The 23,701-nt window shown below is 57.8% G+C and carries 19 protein-coding genes and 1 riboswitch; of the genes, 10 read left to right on the top strand and 9 right to left on the bottom strand.

Going from position 1 to position 23,701, the window contains the following annotated elements; all coding sequences use genetic code 11:
• Positions 1–7: 7 nt before the first annotated feature.
• A riboswitch (TPP riboswitch) is annotated at positions 8–115 on the bottom strand.
• Positions 116–217: 102 nt separating this feature from the next.
• Together GRI36_RS04940 and GRI36_RS04935 are read left to right on the top strand one after the other, a co-directional pair.
• Positions 218–901 carry a DUF6445 family protein gene (locus GRI36_RS04940; RefSeq protein ID WP_160597446.1) on the top strand — a complete coding sequence of 228 codons (684 nt, stop codon included), beginning with the start codon at positions 218–220 and terminating at the stop codon, positions 899–901.
• Positions 902–926: 25 nt separating this feature from the next.
• A complete protein-coding gene (locus GRI36_RS04935; protein WP_160597445.1) occupies positions 927–1,562 on the top strand; it encodes an SOS response-associated peptidase family protein in 636 nt (211 codons plus the stop codon).
• On the opposite strand, the gene GRI36_RS04930 is transcribed toward GRI36_RS04935, so the two are convergent.
• The 7 genes from GRI36_RS04930 to GRI36_RS04900 form a co-directional block, all read right to left on the bottom strand.
• Positions 1,559–2,965, bottom strand: a complete 1,407-nt coding sequence (locus GRI36_RS04930) for an alpha,alpha-trehalose-phosphate synthase (UDP-forming) (protein WP_160597444.1) — start codon at positions 2,963–2,965, stop codon at positions 1,559–1,561. The two genes, GRI36_RS04935 and GRI36_RS04930, sit on opposite strands and share 4 nt — an antisense overlap.
• A 7-nt stretch (positions 2,966–2,972) precedes the next feature.
• A complete protein-coding gene (locus tag GRI36_RS04925) occupies positions 2,973–4,793 on the bottom strand; it encodes a glycoside hydrolase family 15 protein (protein WP_160597443.1) in 1,821 nt (606 codons plus the stop codon).
• The gene (gene otsB, locus GRI36_RS04920) at positions 4,778–5,518 is read right to left on the bottom strand and encodes a trehalose-phosphatase (protein ID WP_160597442.1); all 741 of its coding nucleotides are present in this window, start codon (positions 5,516–5,518) and stop codon (positions 4,778–4,780) included. The genes GRI36_RS04925 and otsB overlap by 16 nt, the downstream gene beginning before the upstream one ends.
• A gap of 77 nt (positions 5,519–5,595) precedes the next feature.
• On the bottom strand, positions 5,596–6,252 hold the full coding sequence (locus tag GRI36_RS04915) for a hypothetical protein (RefSeq protein WP_160597441.1): 657 nt from the start codon (positions 6,250–6,252) through the stop codon (positions 5,596–5,598).
• A 36-nt stretch (positions 6,253–6,288) separates the two neighbouring features.
• Positions 6,289–8,121 carry a DUF885 domain-containing protein gene (locus tag GRI36_RS04910; RefSeq protein WP_160597440.1) on the bottom strand — a complete coding sequence of 611 codons (1,833 nt, stop codon included), beginning with the start codon at positions 8,119–8,121 and terminating at the stop codon, positions 6,289–6,291.
• 20 nt (positions 8,122–8,141) lie between these two features.
• Entirely contained in the window at positions 8,142–8,648 is a 507-nt protein-coding gene (locus GRI36_RS04905) for a hypothetical protein (RefSeq protein WP_160597439.1), read from the bottom strand.
• A gap of 26 nt (positions 8,649–8,674) precedes the next feature.
• The gene (locus tag GRI36_RS04900; RefSeq protein WP_160597438.1) at positions 8,675–9,958 is read right to left on the bottom strand and encodes a metal-dependent hydrolase family protein; all 1,284 of its coding nucleotides are present in this window, start codon (positions 9,956–9,958) and stop codon (positions 8,675–8,677) included.
• Positions 9,959–10,023: 65 nt separating this feature from the next.
• Between GRI36_RS04900 and GRI36_RS04895 the strand changes: the two genes are divergently transcribed.
• Positions 10,024–10,842 carry a hypothetical protein gene (locus tag GRI36_RS04895; RefSeq protein WP_160597437.1) on the top strand — a complete coding sequence of 273 codons (819 nt, stop codon included), beginning with the start codon at positions 10,024–10,026 and terminating at the stop codon, positions 10,840–10,842.
• A gap of 115 nt (positions 10,843–10,957) precedes the next feature.
• Positions 10,958–13,012, top strand: coding sequence for a S9 family peptidase (locus GRI36_RS04890; RefSeq protein ID WP_160597436.1), 2,055 nt, complete (start codon positions 10,958–10,960; stop codon positions 13,010–13,012).
• Between the two features lie 127 nt (positions 13,013–13,139).
• Here GRI36_RS04890 and GRI36_RS04885 read toward each other — a convergent pair whose 3' ends face one another.
• Entirely contained in the window at positions 13,140–14,045 is a 906-nt protein-coding gene (locus tag GRI36_RS04885) for a MipA/OmpV family protein (protein ID WP_160597435.1), read from the bottom strand.
• A 234-nt stretch (positions 14,046–14,279) separates the two neighbouring features.
• On the opposite strand from GRI36_RS04885, the gene crtY reads away from it, so the two are divergent.
• The 6 genes from crtY (at position 14,280) to GRI36_RS04855 (ending at position 22,348) form a co-directional block, all read left to right on the top strand.
• Positions 14,280–15,518, top strand: coding sequence for a lycopene beta-cyclase CrtY (crtY, locus tag GRI36_RS04880; protein WP_160597434.1), 1,239 nt, complete (start codon positions 14,280–14,282; stop codon positions 15,516–15,518).
• A complete protein-coding gene (locus GRI36_RS04875; protein WP_160597433.1) occupies positions 15,515–17,086 on the top strand; it encodes a phytoene desaturase in 1,572 nt (523 codons plus the stop codon). The genes crtY and GRI36_RS04875 overlap by 4 nt, the downstream gene beginning before the upstream one ends.
• Positions 17,086–17,667, top strand: a complete 582-nt coding sequence (locus tag GRI36_RS04870; protein ID WP_160599068.1) for an LOG family protein — start codon at positions 17,086–17,088, stop codon at positions 17,665–17,667. Before GRI36_RS04875 ends, GRI36_RS04870 begins: the two co-directional genes overlap by 1 nt.
• A 32-nt stretch (positions 17,668–17,699) precedes the next feature.
• Positions 17,700–18,680 (top strand): phytoene/squalene synthase family protein, encoded by a 981-nt coding sequence (locus tag GRI36_RS04865; protein WP_202392121.1) that lies wholly within the window; start codon positions 17,700–17,702, stop codon positions 18,678–18,680.
• Between the two features lie 9 nt (positions 18,681–18,689).
• A complete protein-coding gene (locus GRI36_RS04860) occupies positions 18,690–20,681 on the top strand; it encodes an acetyl-CoA carboxylase biotin carboxylase subunit (protein ID WP_160597432.1) in 1,992 nt (663 codons plus the stop codon).
• A 104-nt stretch (positions 20,682–20,785) separates the two neighbouring features.
• The gene (locus tag GRI36_RS04855; RefSeq protein WP_160597431.1) at positions 20,786–22,348 is read left to right on the top strand and encodes an acyl-CoA carboxylase subunit beta; all 1,563 of its coding nucleotides are present in this window, start codon (positions 20,786–20,788) and stop codon (positions 22,346–22,348) included.
• On the opposite strand, the gene GRI36_RS04850 is transcribed toward GRI36_RS04855, so the two are convergent.
• Positions 22,345–23,595 (bottom strand): multidrug effflux MFS transporter, encoded by a 1,251-nt coding sequence (locus GRI36_RS04850; RefSeq protein WP_160597430.1) that lies wholly within the window; start codon positions 23,593–23,595, stop codon positions 22,345–22,347. The two genes, GRI36_RS04855 and GRI36_RS04850, sit on opposite strands and share 4 nt — an antisense overlap.
• Positions 23,596–23,701: the final 106 nt, after the last annotated feature.

Here is a 23,701-nt window from a genome sequence, read left to right as displayed (position 1 = left end):
GATGTCCGGTAAGAACACGCCCGCTCCCTCCGCCGATTTTAGTCGGTTCAGGTTCAACGGGTCGGACGGCGTTACTCGTCCCTCTCAGCCAAAACTGGCTCCCCGGGGATGGTTGTTGGTCTAGGGATAAAACGGTGTCTGGTCCAGTCCATTGGAGCGGGTGGCCAACTTCGCGGTCGATTGACTTGGCGGCGGACCATACGCCATACCGGATTTTATGCAGTCCCTCCCCGAACCGAAGGTAAGCGTGCGCCGAATGGGCCGTGAAGGAGAGCCGTTGGTGATTATCGACGGCTTCAGCGGGATGGTCGATGAATTGTTGGAGGCAGGCCGCGCGGCGCAATACCAGCATGGCGGTGCAGCCTATCCCGGAATCCGGTCATGGGCCGAGCCTAACTATCTCGACCGGCGGCGCGATTTGATGATGCAAATCATGCAGCGCGTGTTCGGCTTCCGTAGTGTACGGCTCGATGTCTCAACATTCTCGCTCGTAACGCTGGGTGAAGGCGAATTAAGCCCTGCCCAGCGCATGCCGCACTTCGATCATTCCGGCAGCGAGGTTGTTGCGGTAATGCATTATTTGCTCGGCCCCGAAACCGGCGGCACGGCATTTTATCGCCATCGGCGGACCGGCTTCGAAACTGTTACCCCCGCCCGCGAAAAAGCCTATTTCGCGGCATTGGCGCAAGATGAAGAGGAGCATGGCAGCCCCCTCCCCCGGTTCCATCACGGCGACAATGGCTCGTTCGAGCAGATTGAAGAAATCGAAGCCCAGCCCGACCGGCTGGCACTCTATCGCGGCCGGCAATTGCATTCGGGCGTGATCCCAAATCCCGCCGCGCTGAGCAGCGATCCGCACAAAGGACGGCTGACGATCAATATGTTTATGGTCGGGTCTTAGGGCTACACCGCACAAGCCGGGCCACATGACCCACCTCTACCGCCTCGACTCAGATGCCGCCGCCATCGCGAACGCTTTTGGCATGTCAAAAGGCGATGATCCTTGGGCGGGTGGCTATATTGCGCCCGGCAATTTTGCACCGGTAATTACAGCGGGGCGGGAATTCATTGCTGGACCGCGCAATGCGCACACTCGCCCTCGGATGATCCCGCGCATCTGGGGCGTGCCGCCGCCGCCCAATGTTCCATATGACGGGCATAATGCGGTGCTTACTGTGCGCAATCCGGACAGCCCGTTTTGGGTAGGAAACCTGCGGAACAGCGAGTTTCGCTGCCTGCTGCCTGCCACTGCGTTCATGGAATGGGGCAGCAAGACTGACGCAGAGGGTCGCCGCGTGCAGCATTGGTTCGCGCCAAGCGACCAGAGCATCTTTGCTTTTGCAGGTGTGTGGAAAGACAGCGAAGTACCTGGTTTTGCGCTGCTAACCTGCGAGGCGAATGCGCTGCTAAAGCGTGAGGGGTACGAGCGGATGCCGGTGATCCTGCCGCCCGATCCCGCGGTCCACCAGACTTGGCTCTACGCAGATTGGGCGCGGGCCAGAACGCTGCTCCAGCCGTACTCCTCCTCGCTTATGCGCGGAGTAGAACGAAGCGCTGTTTAGTCGGCGACCGGCACATGATCGACACCCAGACTGGTCAAATCCCCCACGAAGTTCGCGGTCCAGCTATGGATGTCTTCTTCGCGCACCGATTTCACCATCGAAGCATAGCGCCGCTTGCGTTCCTCCAGCGGCATATCCAGCGCAGTGCGGATTGCCCGTGAAAGGTTGTCCGGACTGTGCGGATTGACCAGCACCGCCTCGGTTAATTGATGCGCGGCCCCGGCAAATTGCGAGAGGATGAGCACGCCGGGATCTTCGGGATCTTGCGCCGCGACATATTCTTTCGCCACCAGATTCATCCCATCGCGTAGCGGGGTCACGACACAAATCTTCGAGGCCCTATAAAACCCGCATAATTCAGCGAGCGAGTGGCCCCGGTTAACATAGCGAATGGGGACAATGTCGACTTCGCTGCGCGCGCCATTAATCTGGCCGGTCTTCTGCTCCAGCTCTGCCCGAATGCGCTGGTAAGAACCGACATCCTCACGGCTAGGCGGGGCGATCTGGATAAAAATCAAGTCGCGGACACGGTCCGGGTTTTGGTCAAAGAAGCGCGAAATTCCGTCGATCCGCTCCGGCAATCCTTTCGAATAATCGAGCCGGTCGACTCCGATCATGGCGCTCCGGTGACGCGTACTGGCGAGCAGGCGTTGCCCAGCCTGCCTCGCTTCGCTGGTTCCGCATTGTTCCTGTATGTGGTCCCAATCAACGCCGATAGGATATGCGCGCGCGTGCGTAATACGGTCCTCGAACGCGATCCGGCCAGTGGCTTCATCCACTTCGGCGCCCAATTCCTTCTCGCAATAATGCAAGAAACTGCCGAGCCATTCGTCAGTCTGGAACCCGATTACATCATATTCCAACATCGTGCGCACCAGCCGCTCATGATAGGGCAGCGAAACGAACAGCCGCGCCGGCGGCCAAGGGGTATGGAGGAAAAATCCGATCCGGTTTTTGACTCCGCGCGCGCGCAGCCGCTCACCCAGCGGCAGCAGATGATAATCATGCACCCAAATCAAATCGTCAGGATCGATAAGCGGGGTTACACTTTGCGCGAATGTCTCGTTGACGCGCTCGTAACCGCGCCCTGTCTCATTCTCGTATTCGGTCAGATCGAGCCGGTAATGGAACAACGGCCACAGCGTCGAATTGGCATAGCCGTTGTAATATTCATCGACATCATGCTTGCTCAGATCAATCGTTGCGGTGGTGACCCCGTCATTGGTGTGCAATTGGATGTGGCCGGTGGTTTCCTCAACCTCCTCGCCGGACCAGCCGAACCAAATTCCGCCGAATTTCTTCAGCGCAGAATTCAATGCTCCTGCCAGCCCGCCTTGCGCGCCCGCTGCACCGCGCGCCTTCGCAACAGCAACGCGGTTCGATATGATGACAAGACGGCTCATGAGCGCCTCATCTTACATCGCTCCAAGGTTTGGACAACAGCCCTGCGCAATTGATGATGCCGACCAGAGAATAGGTTTGCGGGAAATTGCCCCACAGCTCTCCGGTTTCCCAATCGAGGTCCTCGCTGAGCATTCCCGAGCCGGTGGTATGCCCCAACATCGTAGAAAACAGGCCTCGGGCCTCGTCCGACCTGCCTGCCAGATGCAGCGCCTCGATCAGCCAGAATGTGCACACGTTGAATGCAGTTTCAGGCGCACCGAAATCATCCTCGGCTGCGTAACGCAGCATGTGTTCGCCGCGCCGCAGTTCCTTTTCAATTGCGGCAAAGGTCGATTGGAAGCGCGGATCATCCGGCCGCAGAAACCGCAAATCAATCATCTGCAGCAGGCTGGCATCCAGATAATCGCTTTGAAAACTGGCTTTATAATGGCCGCCATCTTCCTTGCCATCGCCCTCTACCCACGCCTCTTTTTCAATCGTGGCACGGATGGTATCAGCGCGGTCCTGCCACAACTTCGCGCGGTCTGGCTTGCCAAGCCGCTCTGCAGTGCCGGCCAGCCGGTCGCACGCAGCCCAGCTCATAACGGCGGAATAGGTGTGGACTTCCTGCCGTGTGCGGAATTCCCACAGGCCGGCATCGGGCTGATCGTGCATCTTCCACGCCATCTCCCCAACTTCTTCCAGGCTGGCGAAGTCGGTGTCATCCGCAATGCGCAGCAACCGTTTGTCGATAAAGCCCTGCACTGTCGGCATAACGATTTGGCCATAGCAATCATGCTGGATTTGCTTGTAAGCCGCATTGCCGATCCGCACTGGGCCCATCCCTCGATAGCCGGCCAGATAGGCGGCGGTGGTTTCGTTGAGTTCGCTTTCACCCATCACCGAATAAAGCGGCTGAATCTGCCCACCCTTGGCCGCATCAACAATGTTGCGCAGATAGCCGAGATATTTTTCAAGGACATCGAGCGCGCCCAAACGGTTGAGCGCCTGCACCGTGTAATAGGAATCGCGTATCCAACAGTAACGGTAATCCCAATTCCGCTCACTGCCGTCATGTTCGGGAATGGACGTAGTCAGCGCCGCGACAATCGCCCCGGTTTCCTCGTGCTGGCATAATTTGAGTGTGATCGCGCAGCGGATGACTTCGTCCTGCCATTCGTAAGGCGTCGCCAGACCGCGGACCCATTGCTGCCAATATTTTCGCGTCGATTGCTCCATCCGGCGGATTTCTTCGCGCAAATTCCCGGCAAAGGGTTCGTCCGGCCCGAGGAAAAAATGCGTATCTCCCTCAATGCGGAAAGTTCGCCCTTCCAGAATATAGCCGATCGGCGCATCAGTGCTCAGCCGCATGGCCTGCGCGCCGACCAGGTAGCGGATATGGTTGGTGCCGCTAGTGGTCTCGACCGTGTTCGCGCCATAATTCTTGAGCGGCCTGAGCACCACTTTGATACGCGGGTTGCCGGCAATCGGCCGGACTATTCGCCCGAAAGCAATCGGCCGGTACATTCGCCCCTTGCCCTCATATCGCGGGCAGAAATCGAGCACCTCCGCGATACTGCCATCTTCTGCTTCCAATCGAGTCACAAGTATCGGCGTGTTACGAATATAATTCTGCGTAGCGGAAACTTGGCCCTCCAGCTCAAACCGCCAGACCCCGACATCCTGCTTGTCACCGTTGAGCAAGGCGCAGAACACCGGATCGCCATCCACCCTAGGCACGCAGCCCCAGACCAGTCCGCCGCGGTCATCGATCAATCCGCTTACCTGACAATTGCCGATTGGCCAGAGATCAAGGTTGGAGAGAGGGCCGGTCAGAGATTGAGCCATGCGTAGACTTCCTTCACGCTGTTGAGTGTGTATCGCGCGTTTCGGGACGGCCGCTCTCCCACGGCTATTCCGAAACCCCCAAATTCTATCGCGGCAACAAAGCCGTCTTCGTCTGTGACATCATCCCCGATAAAAACGGGCATCGTGCCAGCAAAGGGCGGCAAATCCATGAAGCTACGCACCGCACCGGCTTTATCCGCGCCGGGCCGGACCAGTTCGATCACGCATTTCCCTCGCTTGGTTATCAGGCCAAAATCGCTTGCGATTGCGCTAGCGGCCTCGTCAATAGCGGGGCCAGATTCGGGCCTTGCGCGGTAATGTAACGCCGCGCCATGCTGTTTGCGTTCCAGTAGCGCGCCATGAATTTCAGCCAGCGTCGCCAAAGCAGAAAGCGTCTGGCCGACAAGGGGCACCGGTGCTGTGCCAATCGGATTGCCGCTCGCATCCACACGATCCGCTCCGTGCGAACCCGCGCGGGCAATCGTCAATGGCCCGACATGTTGCGCGATATTATCAAGGCCGCGCCCTGACACCAGCGCTACTCTGCCCTCATGATAATCTGCCAACCGGGCCAGCCTGCTTGGCAAATTGCCGGGAACCTCAATGGCATCAGGCCCCGCCGCAATTTCGACCAGCGTCCCGTCAAAATCAAGAAACAGTGACAGCTGCGTCACGGCGGCAAGCGTGGATATCGGAGGCGGCGGCGGCAGGGTGCGGGTTATCATTACACAGGTGTGTATCGTGCTTCCCGCCCCCATGGAACCGCCTGTGCAATCCTATTCACGGTCGCGCTTTAGGACAGCTATCCCTCTATCGAGCGCGTCCGCGAGGCAATCGCGATCGCGAGAAACAGTGTGGCAACAGTGCCAGCGGCTCCAGCTGCGAACAGCACGGGACCGCCAAGCGCCATAGCCGCAACATTGATTGCGACAGCGCCAAGACCGGTTAGCGCTGTGACCACGCCAAGAGCTTTTGCCCCGCCAGAAGCACTGCCGATCAATTTCATGCCAAACACAACTCCAGCCAGTCCGATTAACGCCTTGGCTACGAAGTAGAAGAAAAACGCACCCATAACGAAGGTGAAGAACAAGCCGGTGTCATCGCCGCCAGCGCGTGCTGCAGGCTCGAACATTGCCAGGCCGATGCCAATTTGCACCGTGTTGAACACCCCGGACAGGCCGAGCGCTGTCCACACAACCGCATTCGCGCCGGTCCGGACCAAAGCGACAATCGAGCCCATCGCGATGGCGAGGAAGGCGATAGCCTCCATCGTCCAAAGCGCGGCAATTTCGCCTCCTCGATTATCGAAATAGCGGATGACATCGACACTGGTTAACGGCTCGCCAGCCTTCAGCGGCGTTGGTCCGCCGAGGAAGGCCATATAGGCGATTTGCAGCAGCACTGTTGCGAACAAGCTGGCAGCAACAATTTTGACTGCGCGGTTTGCAGTAATATCCATCGTCATTATCCTATCGCTTGCGGGTCGGACCAAAGATCAGCTTTGAGCGGCGATCCAGCGGTCGATTTTCGCCTCAAGCACTGGCAACGGCAGCGAGCCTGTTCCGAGCACTTGCGCATGGAACCCCTTGATGTCGAAACTATCGCCCATCGCATCTTCGGCTTTCTTGCGCAGTTCCTGAATTTTCAAGGCACCGACCTTGTAAGCAAGCGCTTGGCTCGGGATAGCAATGTAGCGTTCGACCTCTGAAACCACTTCGGTGCGTGTCATACCCGAATTGGCGAGCATGAATTCAATCGCTTTTTCCCGGCTCCAGCCTTTGGAATGGAGGCCCGTATCAACCACCAGGCGCATCGCACGCAATTGTTCGTCCTGCAGCGTGCCATACCGGTTCCACGGATCTTCAAAGAAGCCCATTTCATAGCCTAGCGTTTCGGAATAAAGCGCCCAGCCTTCGATGAAAGCGGTGTTGCCGCCGAACCGCATGAAATTGGGCAGATCGGTGTTTTCCTGTCCCAGACTCAGCTGGAAATGGTGGCCCGGCGCACCTTCATGTAGATACAGCGTGACATTGCCTGTCGTCAGGCGGCTTGGCAGATCATAAGCGTTGAAATAGAACACACCGGGGCGCGAGCCATCAGGAGTGCCAGTTTGGTAGGAACCACCAGCCGAGAACTGCTCGATTGCCGGATCGTAAGGTTTGATTTCGAGCGGGGATTTGGGAAGCAGGCTGAAATAATCGCCGATTTTCTTGTCGACTTGCTCGCCGATATCATAATAGCTTTGCGTCAGCGCTTCGCGGCTTTCCGGCTTGAATTGCGGATCCGTGCGAACGAAATCGAAGAATTCATTGAGCGTACCTTCAAAGCCTACTTCTGCTTTGATTTCTTCAAGACCGTTTTTGATCCGCGCCACTTCACTCAGACCCAGATTATGCAGATAATCCGGCTCCAGCGGCAGCGTGGTAGTGCTCTCGATCATCTGCAGGTACAGCGCCTCGCCGCCCTTCATTTGCGACAGTCCAACACTCTCACGCGCAACTGGCAGATATTCATCCCGCAAGAAATCGCGCATCTGTTCGGTCGAAGCGTAAAGCGCTTCTGTCGCGGCCTGGTATTCGGCCGTCAGGCGGGTCTTATCAGCATCCGAAAAACTCTCGGGGAACACCTTCACCGGACCCATGAATTGCGAATCCGCAACCGGAATGGCCAGTTGCGTATCGAGCTGCGAAATCACCCGCTCGATGGTTAATTTGGTTTCCAGAACACCGCTTTCCATGCCTTCGCGGAACTTGTCGATCGAACGTCCGCCAATCGCAATATAGTCTTCGTGACGGCTCAGATTGTCTTCGTAATTGGCGATGGTTTTGAATGGTGCTGCACCCTGACCGCTGGCGAAAGTGGGGTAGAATGTGTGGAAACCGCTGAAGTGATTGACCGGGCGCACTTCGGTCAGCGCGCGAATTTCATTGGTTGCGCCTTTCAGCGATTGGGTCTGGTCATATTTGAACACATCATAGGCCAGCTGGTCGGTCTCGCTCAGCTTGGCGCGGTCTATTTGCGCGAGCAGCGCAAGGTTCAATTGTGTATCGAGCCGTCCGGCAAGGAAGGAACTGTCGGTCAGAAAATCGCCCAACCGATCGGCATCCTTGTCATCACCGCGGAACAGACGGCCAAGCGGATTAAGCTCAAGCGCGCGCGCATCGGATTCAGCGAACAAAGCCGACAGACGCTTACCTTCGGTTTGCATCTCGGACGCTTGGGCAGGCGCTTCGCCAGCAGCAGTTTCAGCATGATGATCGGCAAGCGCCGGAGCAGCAGGAAGCGCAAATGCAGCTGTGGCCAGCATGGCCAGACGTAGAGTTTTCATTGTGAGTTGTCCCCTGAAGGTTAGATATGTTCGAGCGCTACACGATTAGTTTCGTCACCGAAAAGATGTTCGACCAACTGCGAGACATCATCGACCAGAGTAAATTTGCTCAGCGGAACACTCCGCAAACCCGGACGAACAGCCTTAACCCCGTCAGCATCGCCTTTAGTATGCTTAACAGGTTGGTCGCCCAATTCGCCAAGCGGCTTGCCCGGTCCGCCGCCAAGAAAATGAAAGCGATCAATCAATAAGGTTTTGGGGTCATGCACCATAACAATTACGCACCCCGATGTTCGCTCGGTCAGTGCGATCTGAATTCCGTAGCGCGTAGTCCTGCCTTTGACATGCTTTGCTTTGAGCTGAATATGACGAACGACTTTGCCAACCTCAATGATGACGTCGTATCCACCATCATCGACCTCCCCTCTCGCTATACTGAAATCAAAGGCCTGCCTTCGCCACAATTCGCTCGCAACTTCAGCCAAGAACCGGTGTTCGAGAATCTTCTCTCTAGTTGATGATCGCAAAGATAACGCTGTGATCCAGGGATCACTCACTCCACCACAGCCCCGCGGACCATAACCCAATCGACGTTCTCCAGCACCGTCACATCGGTCAACGGGTTGCCATTAACTGCGATAATATCGGCTGAATAGCCCGCTGCAATGCGGCCGATTTCATTTTCCATATTCAGCACTCGCGCCGCAATGGTGGTTGCGCTGGCGAGCGCTTCGCGATTGGTCATGCCTTGGCTGACCATCAGTGCGAATTCCTCTGCATTGCGGCCATGCGGGAACACGCCTGCGTCGGTTCCGAAGGCAACTTCAACGCCCTCTTCCCGTGCGCGAGTGACCAGCGAAAGGGCAACATCGACGGTGGACCGGATTTTATCCTCGACCACGGGGGTATAGATGCCCTTGCCCAACCCCTCGCTGACACCCTGAAACGCCATCAAGGTGGGCACCAGAATTGTGCCATTGGCAGACATCGCTTGCGCGGCTTGCTTGTCGATAAAGGTGCCATGTTCGATGGTGTTGATGCCTGCGCGGCTGGCCGCTTCGATCCCGCGCGCGCCGTGTGCGTGGGCCATGACTTTGAGGCCGAGCGAACGGGCGGTGTCGGCAATGCTCGTCATCTCGGCATCGCTGAAATGCGCCTCCAGTCCTGCGCCTTGCTGGCTCAGTACACCGCCGGTTGCGGTGATCTTGATAACGTCAGCGCCATTTTGCGCCGCACGCCGTACCTTCTCAGCGCATTCGGTTGCGCCGGTGCAGGTGTAACCGCTTGTCAGCACTGCGTTGACCTCCGGTTTGAAGCCAGAGACATCGCCATGTCCGCCAACGATTGCCAGTGCAGGACCGGCGGCAATGATGCGAGGGCCTGCCACCAGCCCCTCAGCGGTTCCGCGCCGCAATGCATAGGCTGTCTGCTGCGCGCTCCCCGCTTCGCGCACTGTTGTGAAGCCGGCGAGCGCGGTCAGCCGTGCATTCTTTGCGCCAATAACAACGCCCCATTCGTCAGACGTCGTCGCTTCTTTCCAGAAATCTCCGCCCGGGTCGCCGGTCAGATGAACGTGGAGATCAATCAGGCCTGGCAGGACAGTTTTCTCTGGTAGATGCACCATCACCGCCCCATCGGGCGTTGGTAAGAAACCGTCTTCAATGCTGACAATCTTGCCATCGGTGACAATGATTGTTGCCGGTCCCGATGGTTCCGACCCTGCATCGGTCAGAACAGCCCCTGCATGGATATAGGTCGTTTCCGCAAACGCAGCCGTCGCGGTAATCGCCAGCGCAGCCGTAGCGACGCCGGAAAGCAATTTGGCAAAACCGATCATTGTGATAATCTCCCTCTTCCCGTTACATGCCGCGCCCTGCGGCTCGGGGCAAGCGGAGGATGCGGGTGAAAGTTGAAATTGCACGATTGGGGTTGTCCTGCGCGGCAGTTTCGCTGGCAGTTCTAACGGTTCCTTTGACAGCCCAGAATATTGACATGCCAGACGCTTCGCAGGCCGAGAGTAACGGTCCTGCAGAGATTATCGTCGAAGGCGAAGCGCCCGAAAAGAAGGAAGTTCTGGTCGGCTCACGGATCCCTCGCCGCGCAGTCTTTACCGATGGCATTGTCGCAACCAGCATGGGCACGCGGGGCCTGGTCCCGCAAAGCGGAATGGATCAGGGCGCGACCGTGCGCACCATAAAGCGCCGCGAATGTAAGAGCGATGACCCCGCAATTGGCAAAGCCGCAGCGTGCCTGTTGCTTGAAGCGAAAGCTGCAATTGAGCTTGCGGATTATTCCGGGGCTGACGGCGCGCTGTTCTATCTCGCGGATTCTGAAGAGTTCACGGCGCAAGAGCGACTGGCCGGTGCGCAGTGGCGATACCGTCTCGCCGGTGAACGGGGCGATGCCCCAACCCGCGAGGATGCGCTGGAACAGATGGTCGAAACCGGCGCGATGAATGCGGTAGATCAGGCACAGGCACAACGTGCCTTGTCAACTATGGCTCGGCGTGACGGGCGGCTGCCGCTGGCTCGGCGAAGATTGCTTGCGCTGGATGCAAGCGGTCAGGCGCAAACACAGGATCTAGCCAATCTCGCGATAATGACCCGCGCGCTCGACCTGCAGGGTGCAGAGACATACATGAATCGCGCCATTATCAAGCGGGAGTCAGGCGGTGGGACCGCCCCCAAAGGCTGGCACGACTTTGTAAGCCCACAGCTTTAGACGCTTCTCCATTATACGGTTTTTTGCGAAAAAACGCAGCCCAAATGGTTGCGCTGGAAACCTGCTTGGCTATTGCTCGTTGCAAGAACAGTTCGTCACGAGAGGATTTACAAAAATGAACCGCAAGCTTTTGCTCGCAGCCACGCTGCTTGGCTCGGTATCTGTTACCGCAACTGTATCGGCCCGCCCGATGACCCCCGAAGATGTTGCCAAGCTGGAAAGCGTTGGCGCGATTGCCGTGTCACCAAACGGGGACCGCGTTGCCTACACCACAGCCAGCCTGCCTGACGTCACCGAAGGCGAGAAAAACGGCACAACCAAGCAGCAGCTCAGCATTGCATACGGCCCCGATAATGCGCGGCTGTTTTTGCCCAAGGATGTCAGCCCATCTGGCGTAAGCTTCTCCCCCGACGGGTCGATGGTCAGTTTTGTCTGGTCGAACGACGATGAAGACCGCGCTGTATGGGGTATTCCGGTAGACGGCGGCGCACAGCGCAAACTGGCCGGGGTCAAAGACAGCGGCGTCCGGTCCTATGCTTGGGCCCCCGATGGCGGCACCATCTATATGTTGACCGGCGCAGCCGAGGACAAAACCCGCGAGGCGCAGAAGAAGGACGGCTTCAACGCCGTAGTGTATGAGGAAGAAGACAGCCTGAACAGGTTGTTCGCCGCCAGCATCGGCACCGAGCCTGATGCCGACCCACGCGAGATCACGGTGCCCGGCTATGTCAGTTCGATCGAGATTCTGCCCGGCGGCACAAGCGCGATTATCCAGACTGCGCCAACGCCTAATGTCGATGACAGCTACACCTCGAAACGGGTCAATGTAATCGATTTGACGAACGGCACCATCAAGGCTGTGGTCGCCACTCCGGGTAAAATTGACGATGTGGAAATTTCCCCTGACGGCAAGACACTCTCGCTGATCGCCGGGATTGACCAGCATGACCCCGCGCCGACCACCTTGCATTTGGTCGACATTGCAACTGGCGCATTCCGCGCGATCAATGCAGACGCAGCAGAAGCGACGGTTGATGCGGAATGGATGGCCGATGGCCGTTTGGTCACAGCAATTCACAAGGGCGCAAACAGCTTCCTGCGCTTCTTATCGGCCGATGGCTCGATGCTAAACGAAGTGCCCGCTGGTAATCTTTCGCTCAGCGGGATTGATGCTGGCGGAAGCCGCTTGGTTGTCCGCGCAAGCACCGCCAACCACCCGAGCGAATTGTTCGAATATGCAGACGGCAGCTTCTCCCGCTGGACCAGCCACAATCCATGGCTGTCGGATATCGATTTCGGTAAGCAGTCAGTGATCACCTATACCGCGCGCGATGGTCAGGAAATTGAGGGCGTGCTGATCGAACCGGTTGGCGGCGCACCCAGAGGTGGCGCTCCGCTGATTATGAATGTCCATGGCGGCCCGGAGGCGCATGAAAGCAACGGCTGGCAGACCGCCTACAGCAAGCCTGGCCAGGTTGCTGCAGGCCAAGGATACGCTGTGTTCCTGCCCAATTATCGTGGCTCAACAGGGTATGGTGTGTCATTCGCCAAACAGCATCAGGGCGATTATGCGGGCAAGGAATTTGACGATATCGTCGATGCCAAGCGCCATTTCGTCGGTACCGGTCTTGCAGATGCCGACCGCGTCGGCATAACTGGTGGTTCCTATGGCGGGTTCGCCAGCGCGTGGGCCGCGACTTATTATTCGGCTGAATATGCCGCCAGCGTGATGTTTGTCGGCATTTCCAACAATATCAGCAAATTCGGCACCACCGACATTCCCAAGGAAATGTATCTGGTGCACGAACGCAAATGGCCATGGGAAGAATGGGACGAGCTTTTGACGCGCAGCCCGATCTATCACGTGGACAAGGCTGAAACACCTATCCTGATTATGCATGGCGACAGCGACACCCGCGTTTCGCCAACCCAGAGCTATGAACTCTATCGCAATATCAAGGTTCGCAAGCCTGAAACTCCGGTACGATTGGTTTTGTATCCCGGCGAAGGCCACGGCAACCAACGCGCCACTTCGCGCTATGATTACAATCTACGGATGATGGAATGGTTCGACACCTATCTCAAAACCGGTGACCGCGATGCGGCGATGCCTGGCCCGCGGCCGACACTGGCTATGGAAAACAACGAAGCAGAAGAAGGCGCTGAGTAAACTCAGCAACTTCGATAGTTTCTGAAACGCTAACGCCCGTCTCCGATCAGATCAGAGGCGGGCGTTTGTGCATTTTGGCAGGGCGCGGCAGGTTGTGTTTGATGCAACCACCGCAACCACAAAATAATCAGAAGGTGTAGCCTACCCCTATCGCCAAAAAGAACTGGTCCGCGGTGCCACGAATGGCGGTGTAGGGATTATCTTTCGCATCGCCCATCAGCCGCGAATATCCGCCTAGCACAATGGCGTTCAGTCCGCCGTTCAGCGCATTGCCATCAAAATCCACCCCGACGAGCGTTGTGACGCTGGCTTTGGTGAAGCCGCCCTCGGCATTATAGACGGGCAAACCGCTAGCGACGCTTTGCGCTGGAGTGACCGCGAAATAATATTCGGCAAAGTCGTCGCTCGCATATTCGGTGCCGAGCGTGAGCGAGGTAAACAGCCCCCGGTTGATAGGGGTGGAGTAGGTGATGCTGGGATCAATCACCAATCCGCCATGCGCGCCTGCGATATCCTTTCGGACATCCGCGCCAAATGACAGGCTGTCAAAAGGGTTCAGCAATTTGGGGAAGCTGATCCCTGTCGAAACGCCCAACTCGACCGCGCGGTCGAGCTCTCCAGCAGCTTTTACCACAGGGTCCTTGATACGGTTGGCACGGTCGCTGCGCATCCGGATAACTGGCCCGAAATTGATGTTCGGTCCGTCATCTGTCCCTTCAATGAAATTGAGCGCAAATCCTGCAGGTCGCGGCTGGACATCGATGCCGCCAACGCTGCCTTGAATGACCGGCAGCGGCGACAGCACGTAGTCGTCCGATCCGGTATAGCTAGGGCTGTAAGCCACGCCGACGCCAATCGTCACCCAATTGTCATCAAACACGCTTTCGGGCGGCCCGCCTCTGGCGGCAGGTGCCGAGCTTTTGTCGGCTGCTTCAGGAACAGCTTGCGCCGGTAAGGCATCTTGTGCGGCCAATGATGTGGAGGTGCAGCCAGCCGCCAAAGCGGCCAATGCAAATTTGGTTTTCAGTCTCATGTGGATTTCCCTATTTCCATTTCAACGGAAATACGTGGCATCCGTTCCGGCATATATAGGATCGTTACCCGGACGCTTCTACTGCTTGATCGCATCGACCTGGCAGAACAGACCAATAATATCGGGCATCAAATTAACTCCCAGGTCGGAAGCTGCCCTCTTTCGGCGTAAATTTGGCCGATACGCTTGCAACCGGATTGCTAGGCGGCGCACACGGCTTTAGGGCACTCTGTAATGAACGGGCTCGCAAATACTTCTCTGGCAGATATCCGGACCGAAATCGCGATCGTTGGCGGGGGATTGTCCGGCGGGCTGATTGCGCTGGCCCTACGCCGCCAGCACCCCGAGATGCAGGTCACGTTGATCGAGGCAGGAGATATTCTCGGCGGCAATCACCGGTGGAGCTGGTTTGACAGCGACCTCGATGAAGATGGCGCAGCCCTGCTTGCCAATTTCCGCAAGAATGACTGGCACGGCTATGAGGTCCACTTCCCTGCTTACCGCCGCAAGCTCGGATCGACTTACCACTCGCTTACCTCCGATGATTTTGACGCTGCACTGCGGCGTGAACTGGGCCAAAACACCATTCATACAAAGCGACCGGTTGTTTCGCTCGATGCAAAGGGCGTGACGCTCCAAAATGGTCAGCGGATATCTGCGCGCACCGTTATTGACTGCCGCGGACCATCGGGCAGCGCGCATCTGACCGGCGGTTGGCAAGTGTTCATGGGCCGCATTACCCGGACCAACAAACCGCACGGGATCACCCGCCCGATCATTATGGATGCGACAATCGAGCAGCAGGCGCCAGATGGCGGGGGCGGGGGCGGGGCCTATCGCTTCGTCTATGTCCTACCGCTCGGTGTGGACGAGCTATTTGTCGAGGACACCTATTACGCAGACAGTCCGGTGCTTGATCGCAGCGCTTTATCTGGCCGGATTGACCGCTATCACGAGCAGCATGGCTGGGAAGGCCAGATTACTGGCGGCGAAACTGGCGTGCTGCCGGTCATAACCGGCGGGGATTTCACCTCGTTTCAGGCAGAACAGCGCACCGAGGGCGTGGTCTTGGCCGGAGCAAAGGGCGGCTTCGTCCACCCGCTCACCAGCTACACCCTGCCCTTCGCAGTTGAAACCGCATTGGCAATCGCACGCGATGCCGAATTGCCAGGCGAGCAAATGGCCGCAATGATGGAAGCGCGCGCGCGCAAGCATTGGGGTAGGACCAAATTTTATCGCCAGCTTGGTGCGATGCTGTTCGGGGCTGCTCTGCCAAGGGAACGATATAGGGTGTTCGAACGCTTCTATCGTCTACCCGCCGGGCTGATTGAACGTTTTTATGCTGGTAAGTCGCGTTTCTCAGACAAGGCACGCGTCTTGATCGGCAAACCCCCCGTACCTGTTAGCAGGGCGATATCCGCCCTGACTGGCAAAGGCGCGCCCTTGGTGGCGCATAAGGAGAAAATTGGATGAGCAGCAAGACTGCTTCTAAGACACCCGGATCGATTGCTCCCGACCTGCTGACCGAAAAATCGGTCGCGCCGCAAGCGTCCGTAACTGGCAAGACCGCTTGCGTGATAGGTTCCGGCTTCGGCGGAATGGCGCTGGCAATGCGGCTGCAATCTGCCGGCATCCAGACGACCGTAATCGAAGCACGCGACAAACCCGGTGGCCGCGCATATTTCTGGGAGAAAGAAGGCTTCCTGTTCGATGGTGGCCCGACCGTCATTACCGACCCGCCCTGTCTCGAAGAACTGTGGGCGCTGTCTGGTCATGATATGAAGGATGATGTCGAATTGATGCCGGTCATGCCATTTTACCGGCTAAACTGGCCCGACGGGCACAATTTCAACTATTCCAACAATCAGGAAGAATTAAACGCCGAAATCGCCAAGCTGGAACCTGCCGATGTCGCAGGATACCAGCGTTTTCTCGAATATTCCGCGGGCGTTTATGAAGAAGGTTACGTCAAGCTGGGCACCGTGCCGTTCCTCGATTTCAAATCGATGCTCAAAGCCGCACCTGCCCTTGCCAAGAAACAAGCATGGCGCAGCGTCTATTCGATCGTTTCAAGTTTCATCAAAAACGAGAAAATCCGCGAGGCGCTTAGTTTCCACACGCTGCTCGTCGGCGGCAATCCGTTTAAGACCTCCGCAATTTACACGCTTATCCATAAGTTGGAGAAAGATGGCGGCGTATGGTGGACACGAGGCGGCACAAACCGATTGATCGCAGGCATGATCCGGCATTTCGAGCGGCTCGGCGGGACAATGATGGTCGGCGATCCGGTGGTTCAAGTGCACACTGTAGGTACCAAGGCAACCGAGGTCGAAACCAAAGGCGGCTTTAAACAGCGCTTCGATGCGGTCGCCAGCAATGGTGACATCATGCACTCTTACCGCGACCTGTTATCGGACAGCAAGCGTGGCAAGGATTACGCCAAGAAGCTGAAGCGGAAGAGCTACAGCCCCGGCCTGTTCGTGGTCCATTTCGGGCTGGAGGGCACATGGCCCGGCATTCCGCATCACATGATTTTGTTCGGCCCCCGTTATAAGGGGTTGCTGGAAGACATTTACGATCATGGCGTGTTGCCGCAAGATTTCAGCATCTATCTGCATCACCCGACGGTCACAGACCCAAGCATGGCGCCCAAGGGCAAAAGCACATTCTATGCGCTGGTTCCGGTCGCCCACATGGGTAAACTGGCAGTGGATTGGGACGAGGTAGGACCGGTTCTGGAAAAACGCATTCTGGATGAAATCGGGCGCCGCCTGATTCCCGACATCCACGACCGGATCGTGACCAAATTCCATTACGCACCGAAGGATTTCAAAGAGGATCTAAGTGCGCATCTCGGCAGCGCATTTAGCCTCGAACCCGTCCTTACCCAAAGCGCATGGTTCCGCGGCCATAACCGCGATGATGTGATCGAGAACTTCTATCTGACCGGCGCTGGCACACATCCCGGCGCGGGCATTCCCGGCGTGGTCGGCAGCGCCAAAGCGACCGCCGGATTGATGATCGAGGATTTGAAAATATGATGAAACGCCTCGCCGTCTATTGCGGCTCTGCCACGCCAGAGGACCCGCGTTATATGGATTTGGCCCGCGATGTTGGCGCAACATTGGCGCAGCGCGGGATAGGTGTTGTCTATGGCGGCGGCAGGCTCGGCCTGATGGGCGCGGTTGCGGCGGGTGCGCTGGAGGCTGGCGGCGAAGTCATCGGAGTGATCCCAGAGGCGCTGGCGAACAGCGAAGTTGCCAATCATGATTGCACCGAATTGCACACCGTTTCAGGAATGCATGAACGCAAGAAAGCCTTCACCGACCTTTCGGACGGATTCATCAGCATCCCTGGCGGTGTCGGGACGATGGACGAATTGTGGGAGGCGATGAGTTGGGCGCAGTTGGGCTATCATTCCAACCCCGTTGGACTGCTTAACTCATTCGGGTTTTACGACGATTTACTCGCTTTCAATCGCAAAATGGCCAAGGTCGGATTCGTGCGGCCGGCGCACCAAGGGATTCTGATCGACGCCGAGGCGCTCCCTGACCTCCTCCTGAAAATGGCGGAATACCGGCCGCACACCCCAATCTTCAAAATGAAGGCAGACGACCTCTGACCACCGAGCGGCCTCTGGCTCCTTCGCGCTTTATGCGGGAAACGCAGAACCGCCCCGGGGGCGGGAGGCACCGCGCTGCCTTGGTGGAGAAGGCTCGCCTGTCGATCAAACAAGGGTCCAAAAGTTTCTCTGCCGCAAGTCGTCTGTTCGACAAGCCTACGCGCGAACGTGTGTGGCTGCTTTATGCGTGGTGCCGCCGCTGTGACGATATCGCCGACGCGCAGGAAATGGGCGGAGAGCTTGGCGATCAATCGAACCCCGAAGGGCGGCTCAATTCAATCCGTGCGCTGACTCAGCGCGCGTTTGAAGGACTGCCTACTGCAGATGTGGCGTTCGATGCCTTTGGCCTGGTCGCGCAAGAATGCGGAATTACGCCGGAGATGGCAGAGGATGTCATCGCCGGGTTTGCGCTGGATGCCAAGGATTGGCGGCCACGTAGCGAGCGCAATTTGCTGCAATATTGTTACCACGTGGCAGGCGCGGTGGGGGTCATGATGGCGGTTGTAATGGGCGTTGATCCGGAAGACCAGGAGACATTGGACCGCGCAACCGATCTGGGCCTCGCATTCCAACTGGCCAATATCGCGCGCGATCTGGTCGAAGATGACGCTGCTGGACGCTGCTACCTTCCAATGGAATGGCTCGCTTATCAGGATATTGAACCTGGCCAGCATACCAAGCCGCACCACCGGCAGGAATTGGCCGATATGGCCGCGCAACTGACCGATCTGATGGAGCAGCATGCTGCCGCATCCAAAATTGGCGCGGCCAAACTACCTTTCCGCAGCCGCTGGGCGGTGCTGTCCGCAGCTCGGATTTACACCGCAATCGGACGCGAAGTTCGAGCGCGTGGCACCGCCGCGTGGGACCACCGGGTCTACACCTCTAAAACGGACAAGATGCGCCATGCAGCCGCCGCATTTTTCGAGGCGCTCTTGAACCGGCCTCAAGCACCGGCAGAAATGCCGGAATGGTCGCGTAGGCAACTTGCGGAAAAGGCGCGCTCGGCTTAACCGCTGATAATGATTACAAAGCTACTCATCGCCAATCGCGGCGAAATTGCCTGCCGTATAATCCGCACTGCCCGCGAAATGGGTGTGGCAACGGTTGCGGTCTATTCTGACGCCGATGCCAAGGCGCTGCATGTCCGTTCGGCAGACGAAGCCGTGCATATCGGCCCCTCCCCGGCTGCTGAATCCTATTTGGTGGGCGAGAAAATCATCGCAGCGGCGAAGCAAACCGGTGCCGAGGCAATCCATCCGGGTTACGGATTTTTGTCCGAGAATGCCGATTTCGCGCAAGCGGTGCAGGATGCAGGGCTGATCTGGGTCGGCCCAAATCCCGACAGCATTCGCGCGATGGGATTGAAGGACTCCGCCAAGGAACTGATGGAGAAAGCGGGCGTGCCTGTGACGCCCGGATATCTGGGCGCAGACCAATCGCTCGAACGTTTGCAAAAAGAAGCAGGCGCAATCGGTTTCCCGGTGCTGATCAAGGCGGTTGCAGGCGGCGGCGGCAAGGGAATGCGCAAGGTCGATGCTGCGCAGCATTTTGCCGCTGATCTGGAAAGCTGCAAGCGCGAAGCCAAGGCCAGTTTCGGCAATGACCACGTGCTGCTGGAAAAATGGATCACCAGCCCACGCCATATCGAAGTGCAGATTTTCGGCGACAGCCACGGCAATGTCGTCCATTTGTTCGAACGCGACTGCTCGCTGCAACGCCGCCACCAGAAAGTCATCGAAGAAGCCCCCGCGCCGGGCATGGATGCTGCAACCCGCGAAGAAATATGCTGCGCAGCAATTCGTGCAGCAAAAGCGGTCGATTATGTCGGCGCAGGCACTATCGAATTCATCGCCGATGCGTCTGAGGGCCTACGCGCAGACCGCATTTTCTTCATGGAAATGAACACGCGGCTTCAGGTGGAGCATCCAGTGACTGAGGAGATAACCGGGGTGGACCTGGTGGAATGGCAGCTGCGCGTGGCGAGCGGTGCGCCGATCCCGCTGAAGCAAGACGAAATTCAGATCAACGGCCATGCGATTGAAGCGCGGCTCTATGCGGAAGATCCGGCGACGGGGTTCCTACCGAGCATTGGGACTCTCGAACATTTCGACCTTGGAGATGAAGGCCGCATCGAAACGGGCGTAGTCGAAGGCGGCTCAATCTCTCCATTCTACGACCCGATGATTGCCAAATTAATTGTGGCAGCGCCAAGCCGTGCTGAAGCGATTGATGGCCTATGCGCTATTGCCGGAGGCGTCGAAGTCTACCCTGTCAAAACTAACGCCGGATTTTTGGTAAATTTGCTTCGAATGGAAGAATTCGGTTCAGGAGACCTGGATACCGGCCTGATCGAAAGGAAAGGCGAAACGCTAACCACAGCGGATGCCGGCAACTCAGTCAGACTCTCCGCTGTAAGCTGGAGGCTCGAAGAGTTCGCCGAAGCAGAGTTCAACAAGGACATCCATATCACGCCTGGCGGATTGTTTGGCTTTAGACTGAATGCAGCACCAGAACCTGCGCGCTTCCGGATGTTGGTGGATGGGGAGCAATCTGAAGTTTCCGCTCTACCCACGAACGGAGGCACCGAATGGCACATCGAAATCGACGGCAAGTCCGGTTTGGATGATGTAGAATATTTGCCAACGACATATGGTCCCATTGCTGAAAACGAACCGAACGGTCGGATCCAGATTTTCGAAAAGGGGCTCGCGCACAATATCGACTTCGCCGCGCAAAGAGGTAGTGGACACACTTCCGCCGCAGACGGCGCGATCCTCGCGCCGATGCCGGGCAAGGTCATCGCGGTCGATGTGGCCGAGGGTGACGCCGTCACCGCAGGCCAGCGGCTGATGGTACTCGAAGCGATGAAGATGGAGCATGCGCTCACCGCGCCGTTTGACGGGACCGTGACCGAGCTTAACGCCGCCCTCGGCGGGCAGGTTCAGGTTGAAGCGGTGCTAGCGCTGATTGTGGCGGATGGGGCGGAACTTTCAGCGGCGGAATCGGAATAAGCAGAGTAAGTCCGCCTTCAACCCTCCCGAAAGCGGGATGGGACCGAGACTTCCAGAACATTAGGTGAGGTTAGTCGCAGCGGGACGGACATTGGGAGAGAGTTTTGACCTGGCAAAAAGAACTCGATGAATTGCGCGCCCGCGAGGCGCTGGCTGAACAGATGGGCGGCGAGGAGAAAGTCTCGCGCCAGCGCGGCCGCGGCAAGATGGATGCACGCGCACGGCTCGCGGCATTGTGCGACGAAGGGTCTTTCCGCGAAATTGGCAAGATTGCGGGCAAGGCCAGTTACGACGAAAATGGTGAGCTAACCGGCGTCCTCCCCGCCCCGTTCCTGTTTGGCAAGGCCACGATCAATGGCCGACCAGTGGTAGCGACCGCCGATGATTTCACCATTCGTGGCGGCGCGGCCGATGCGGGGATCAGCCGCAAAATGGTTCAGGCAGAAAAAATGGCGCATGAACTTCGGCTGCCGATCATCCGCATGATCGATGGCACTGGCGGAGGCGGCAGCGTGAAAACGCTCGAGATGATCGGCGCGACATATATTCCTGCGGTGCCCGGCTGGGGCGATGTGGTGGAAAATCTCGATAGTGTGCCGGTGGTGGCGCTCGCACTCGGTCCCACCGCAGGCCTCGGCGCGGCGCGCATTGTTGCCAGCCATTATTCGATCATGGTGCGCGGACTAAGCCAGATATTTGCCGCTGGCCCTGCAGTCGTGGACGGTCTCGGCGCGAGCTACAGAAGTGCAACGGACCACCAGCAGGCCAAAGAAGAACTCGGCGGATCGGAAATCCACACGCGCAACGGAGTAGTCGATGACGAGGTCGCCACCGAAGCGGAAGCTTTCGTTCGCGCCCGGTACTTCCTGTCTTTCATGCCCGAACATGTCGGCCAATTGGCAAGAAGGTCCAATTGCACCGATCCTGTCCACCGGCGCGAGGAAGCCTTGCTGAACCTCGTCCCGCGTGACCCCAAGCAAGTCTATTCGATGCGCCGCTGCCTCGACATGGTGCTTGATGCAGGGACCATGTTTGAGATCGGTAAGAATTGGGGGCAGGCTGCCATCACAGCGCTTGCCCGGCTGGACGGTTATCCGGTTGCTGTAATTGCCAGCGACCCCAGCTTTTTGGGCGGATCATGGGATGCCAAGACCAGCGAGAAAGTCGAACGCTTTGTCAAACTGGCTGACCAGTTCCGCCTGCCCATCGTCCATCTGGTTGACAACCCCGGCTTCATGATCGGGCGCGAGGCAGAGATGGCCGGGACCATCCGTTACGGTGTGCAAGCAATGAATGCGATCTACAAAGCAAGCGTTCCGCTCGCCAGCATCGTCCTGCGCCGAGCCTATGGTATTGCCGGCAGCGCAATGAGCAATGCGGAGAAATTCCAATATCGTTATTGCTGGCCATCGGGAGATTGGGGCAGTCTGCCGATCGCTGGCGGACTGGAGGTGGCCTATAAATCCGAGATCGAGGCCGCAGACGATCCAGCCGCAGAGCTGGAGGAGATCAAGGCGAGATTGGACAAGGTAACTTCCCCCTTCCGCAGCGCCGAGCGGTTTAACGTGGAGGATATTATCGACCCGCGCGACACTCGCCCCTTGCTGTGTGAATTTGCCGAGTTGGCGTGGCGCAAGCTGGAAAGTGGCAGCAATTCGGCTCGCTAGTCGGGCTTCGTATCCCCGGCCCTAGGCGCGTTCACGCGGCGGAACAGTTTTCCGTGTTCGGAATAGAGAATAAACGCCAGAGCCAGCAGCGCGCAGCTGAGCATGGACGCTGCCAACGGGCGAGCCGTCCCGTCATACAAATTGCCAATGAACGCGCCGAGCAGCGCGCCCGTTATCATCCGCAAACTGGTCTGCGCGGAAGATGCCGCGCCTGCAATCTGATGAAACGGCTGCATTGCGATTGAACTGAAATTCGCGCCGATAAAGCCCATCGTCGCCATCGCCATGCTCAGCAGCGGCACAAATTGCCACAAGCTTTGATCGGGCTGGCTGGATGACCACAATTGCAGGCAGCTGATGAATGCGAAGGCAAACAGCGCCGTGTGGCTAACTCGCCGCGCACCGAACCTCTCGACAATTCGCGAATTGGTGAAATTGGCCGCAACCATGCCGAGCACAGCCGCACCGAAGATCAACGCGAAATATCTGCCTGCGCCAAACGCCTCGCCAATCAATTGCTGGCTGGAATTGAGAAAGCCAAACAGCGAGCCGAATACCAGCGCGCTGCCGACGACATAGCCGATCGAATCGCGCCGAACGAGCGCAGTGCCCATATTGCGCAGGATAGTCGCCGCATGGATTTCCTGCGCATTCTCGGGCGCAAGCGATTCGGGCAATCTTATCCATACCCAAGTGCCGACAATCAGCCCCATCACTGCCATCGCGCCGAATATCCAGCGCCAGCCGACAAACATCAAAATCAGCTGGCCAATCGCCGGGGCAACAATCGGCACAACCAGAAATATCATCATGATCAGGCTCATCAAGCGCGCCATCCGGTCGCCGCCAACACGGTCGCGAACAATTGCAGCAGGCACCACGCTGAGGCTCGCCGCGCCAAGCCCCTGCACCAACCGCATCCCGATCAGCCACCAGAAGTCGGTCGCCATCGCGCAAGCAATCGAGAGGGTGATGTAACAAATCAATCCGAAGAACAGCACCGGACGCCGCCCGAATTTGTCAGCAAAGGCTCCCGGGAAAAACGCCCCGATGCCCGCGCCCAGGAAATAGGCACTAATCACCAATTGGCGGTCATTACCGCCCATTCCGAAACCGCCTGCAATCTCACCCAGAGCAGGCAACATTGCGTCTATGCCGAATGCCTGAAGGCTCATCAGCAGCGCCATCAGCACGATCAGTTCGCGCTCGCCGATTGCAGGCCTTTGAGATGGTTTGGTTTCGGACATCGGCGTCCTTTGGAGCGTGGCAATCGGAATTGCCAGTTAGTTTTAACGCGCAACCGAAATAGGCCAACCCCGCCGCTCTTTCCCTCTCAGGCCAGCGCGGCTATCA

The sequence above is a fragment of the Pontixanthobacter gangjinensis genome (assembly GCF_009827545.1).
In the GTDB taxonomy this organism is placed as follows: Bacteria; Pseudomonadota; Alphaproteobacteria; order Sphingomonadales; family Sphingomonadaceae; genus Pontixanthobacter; species Pontixanthobacter gangjinensis.
This window is presented reverse-complemented; position numbering and strand designations above follow the sequence as displayed.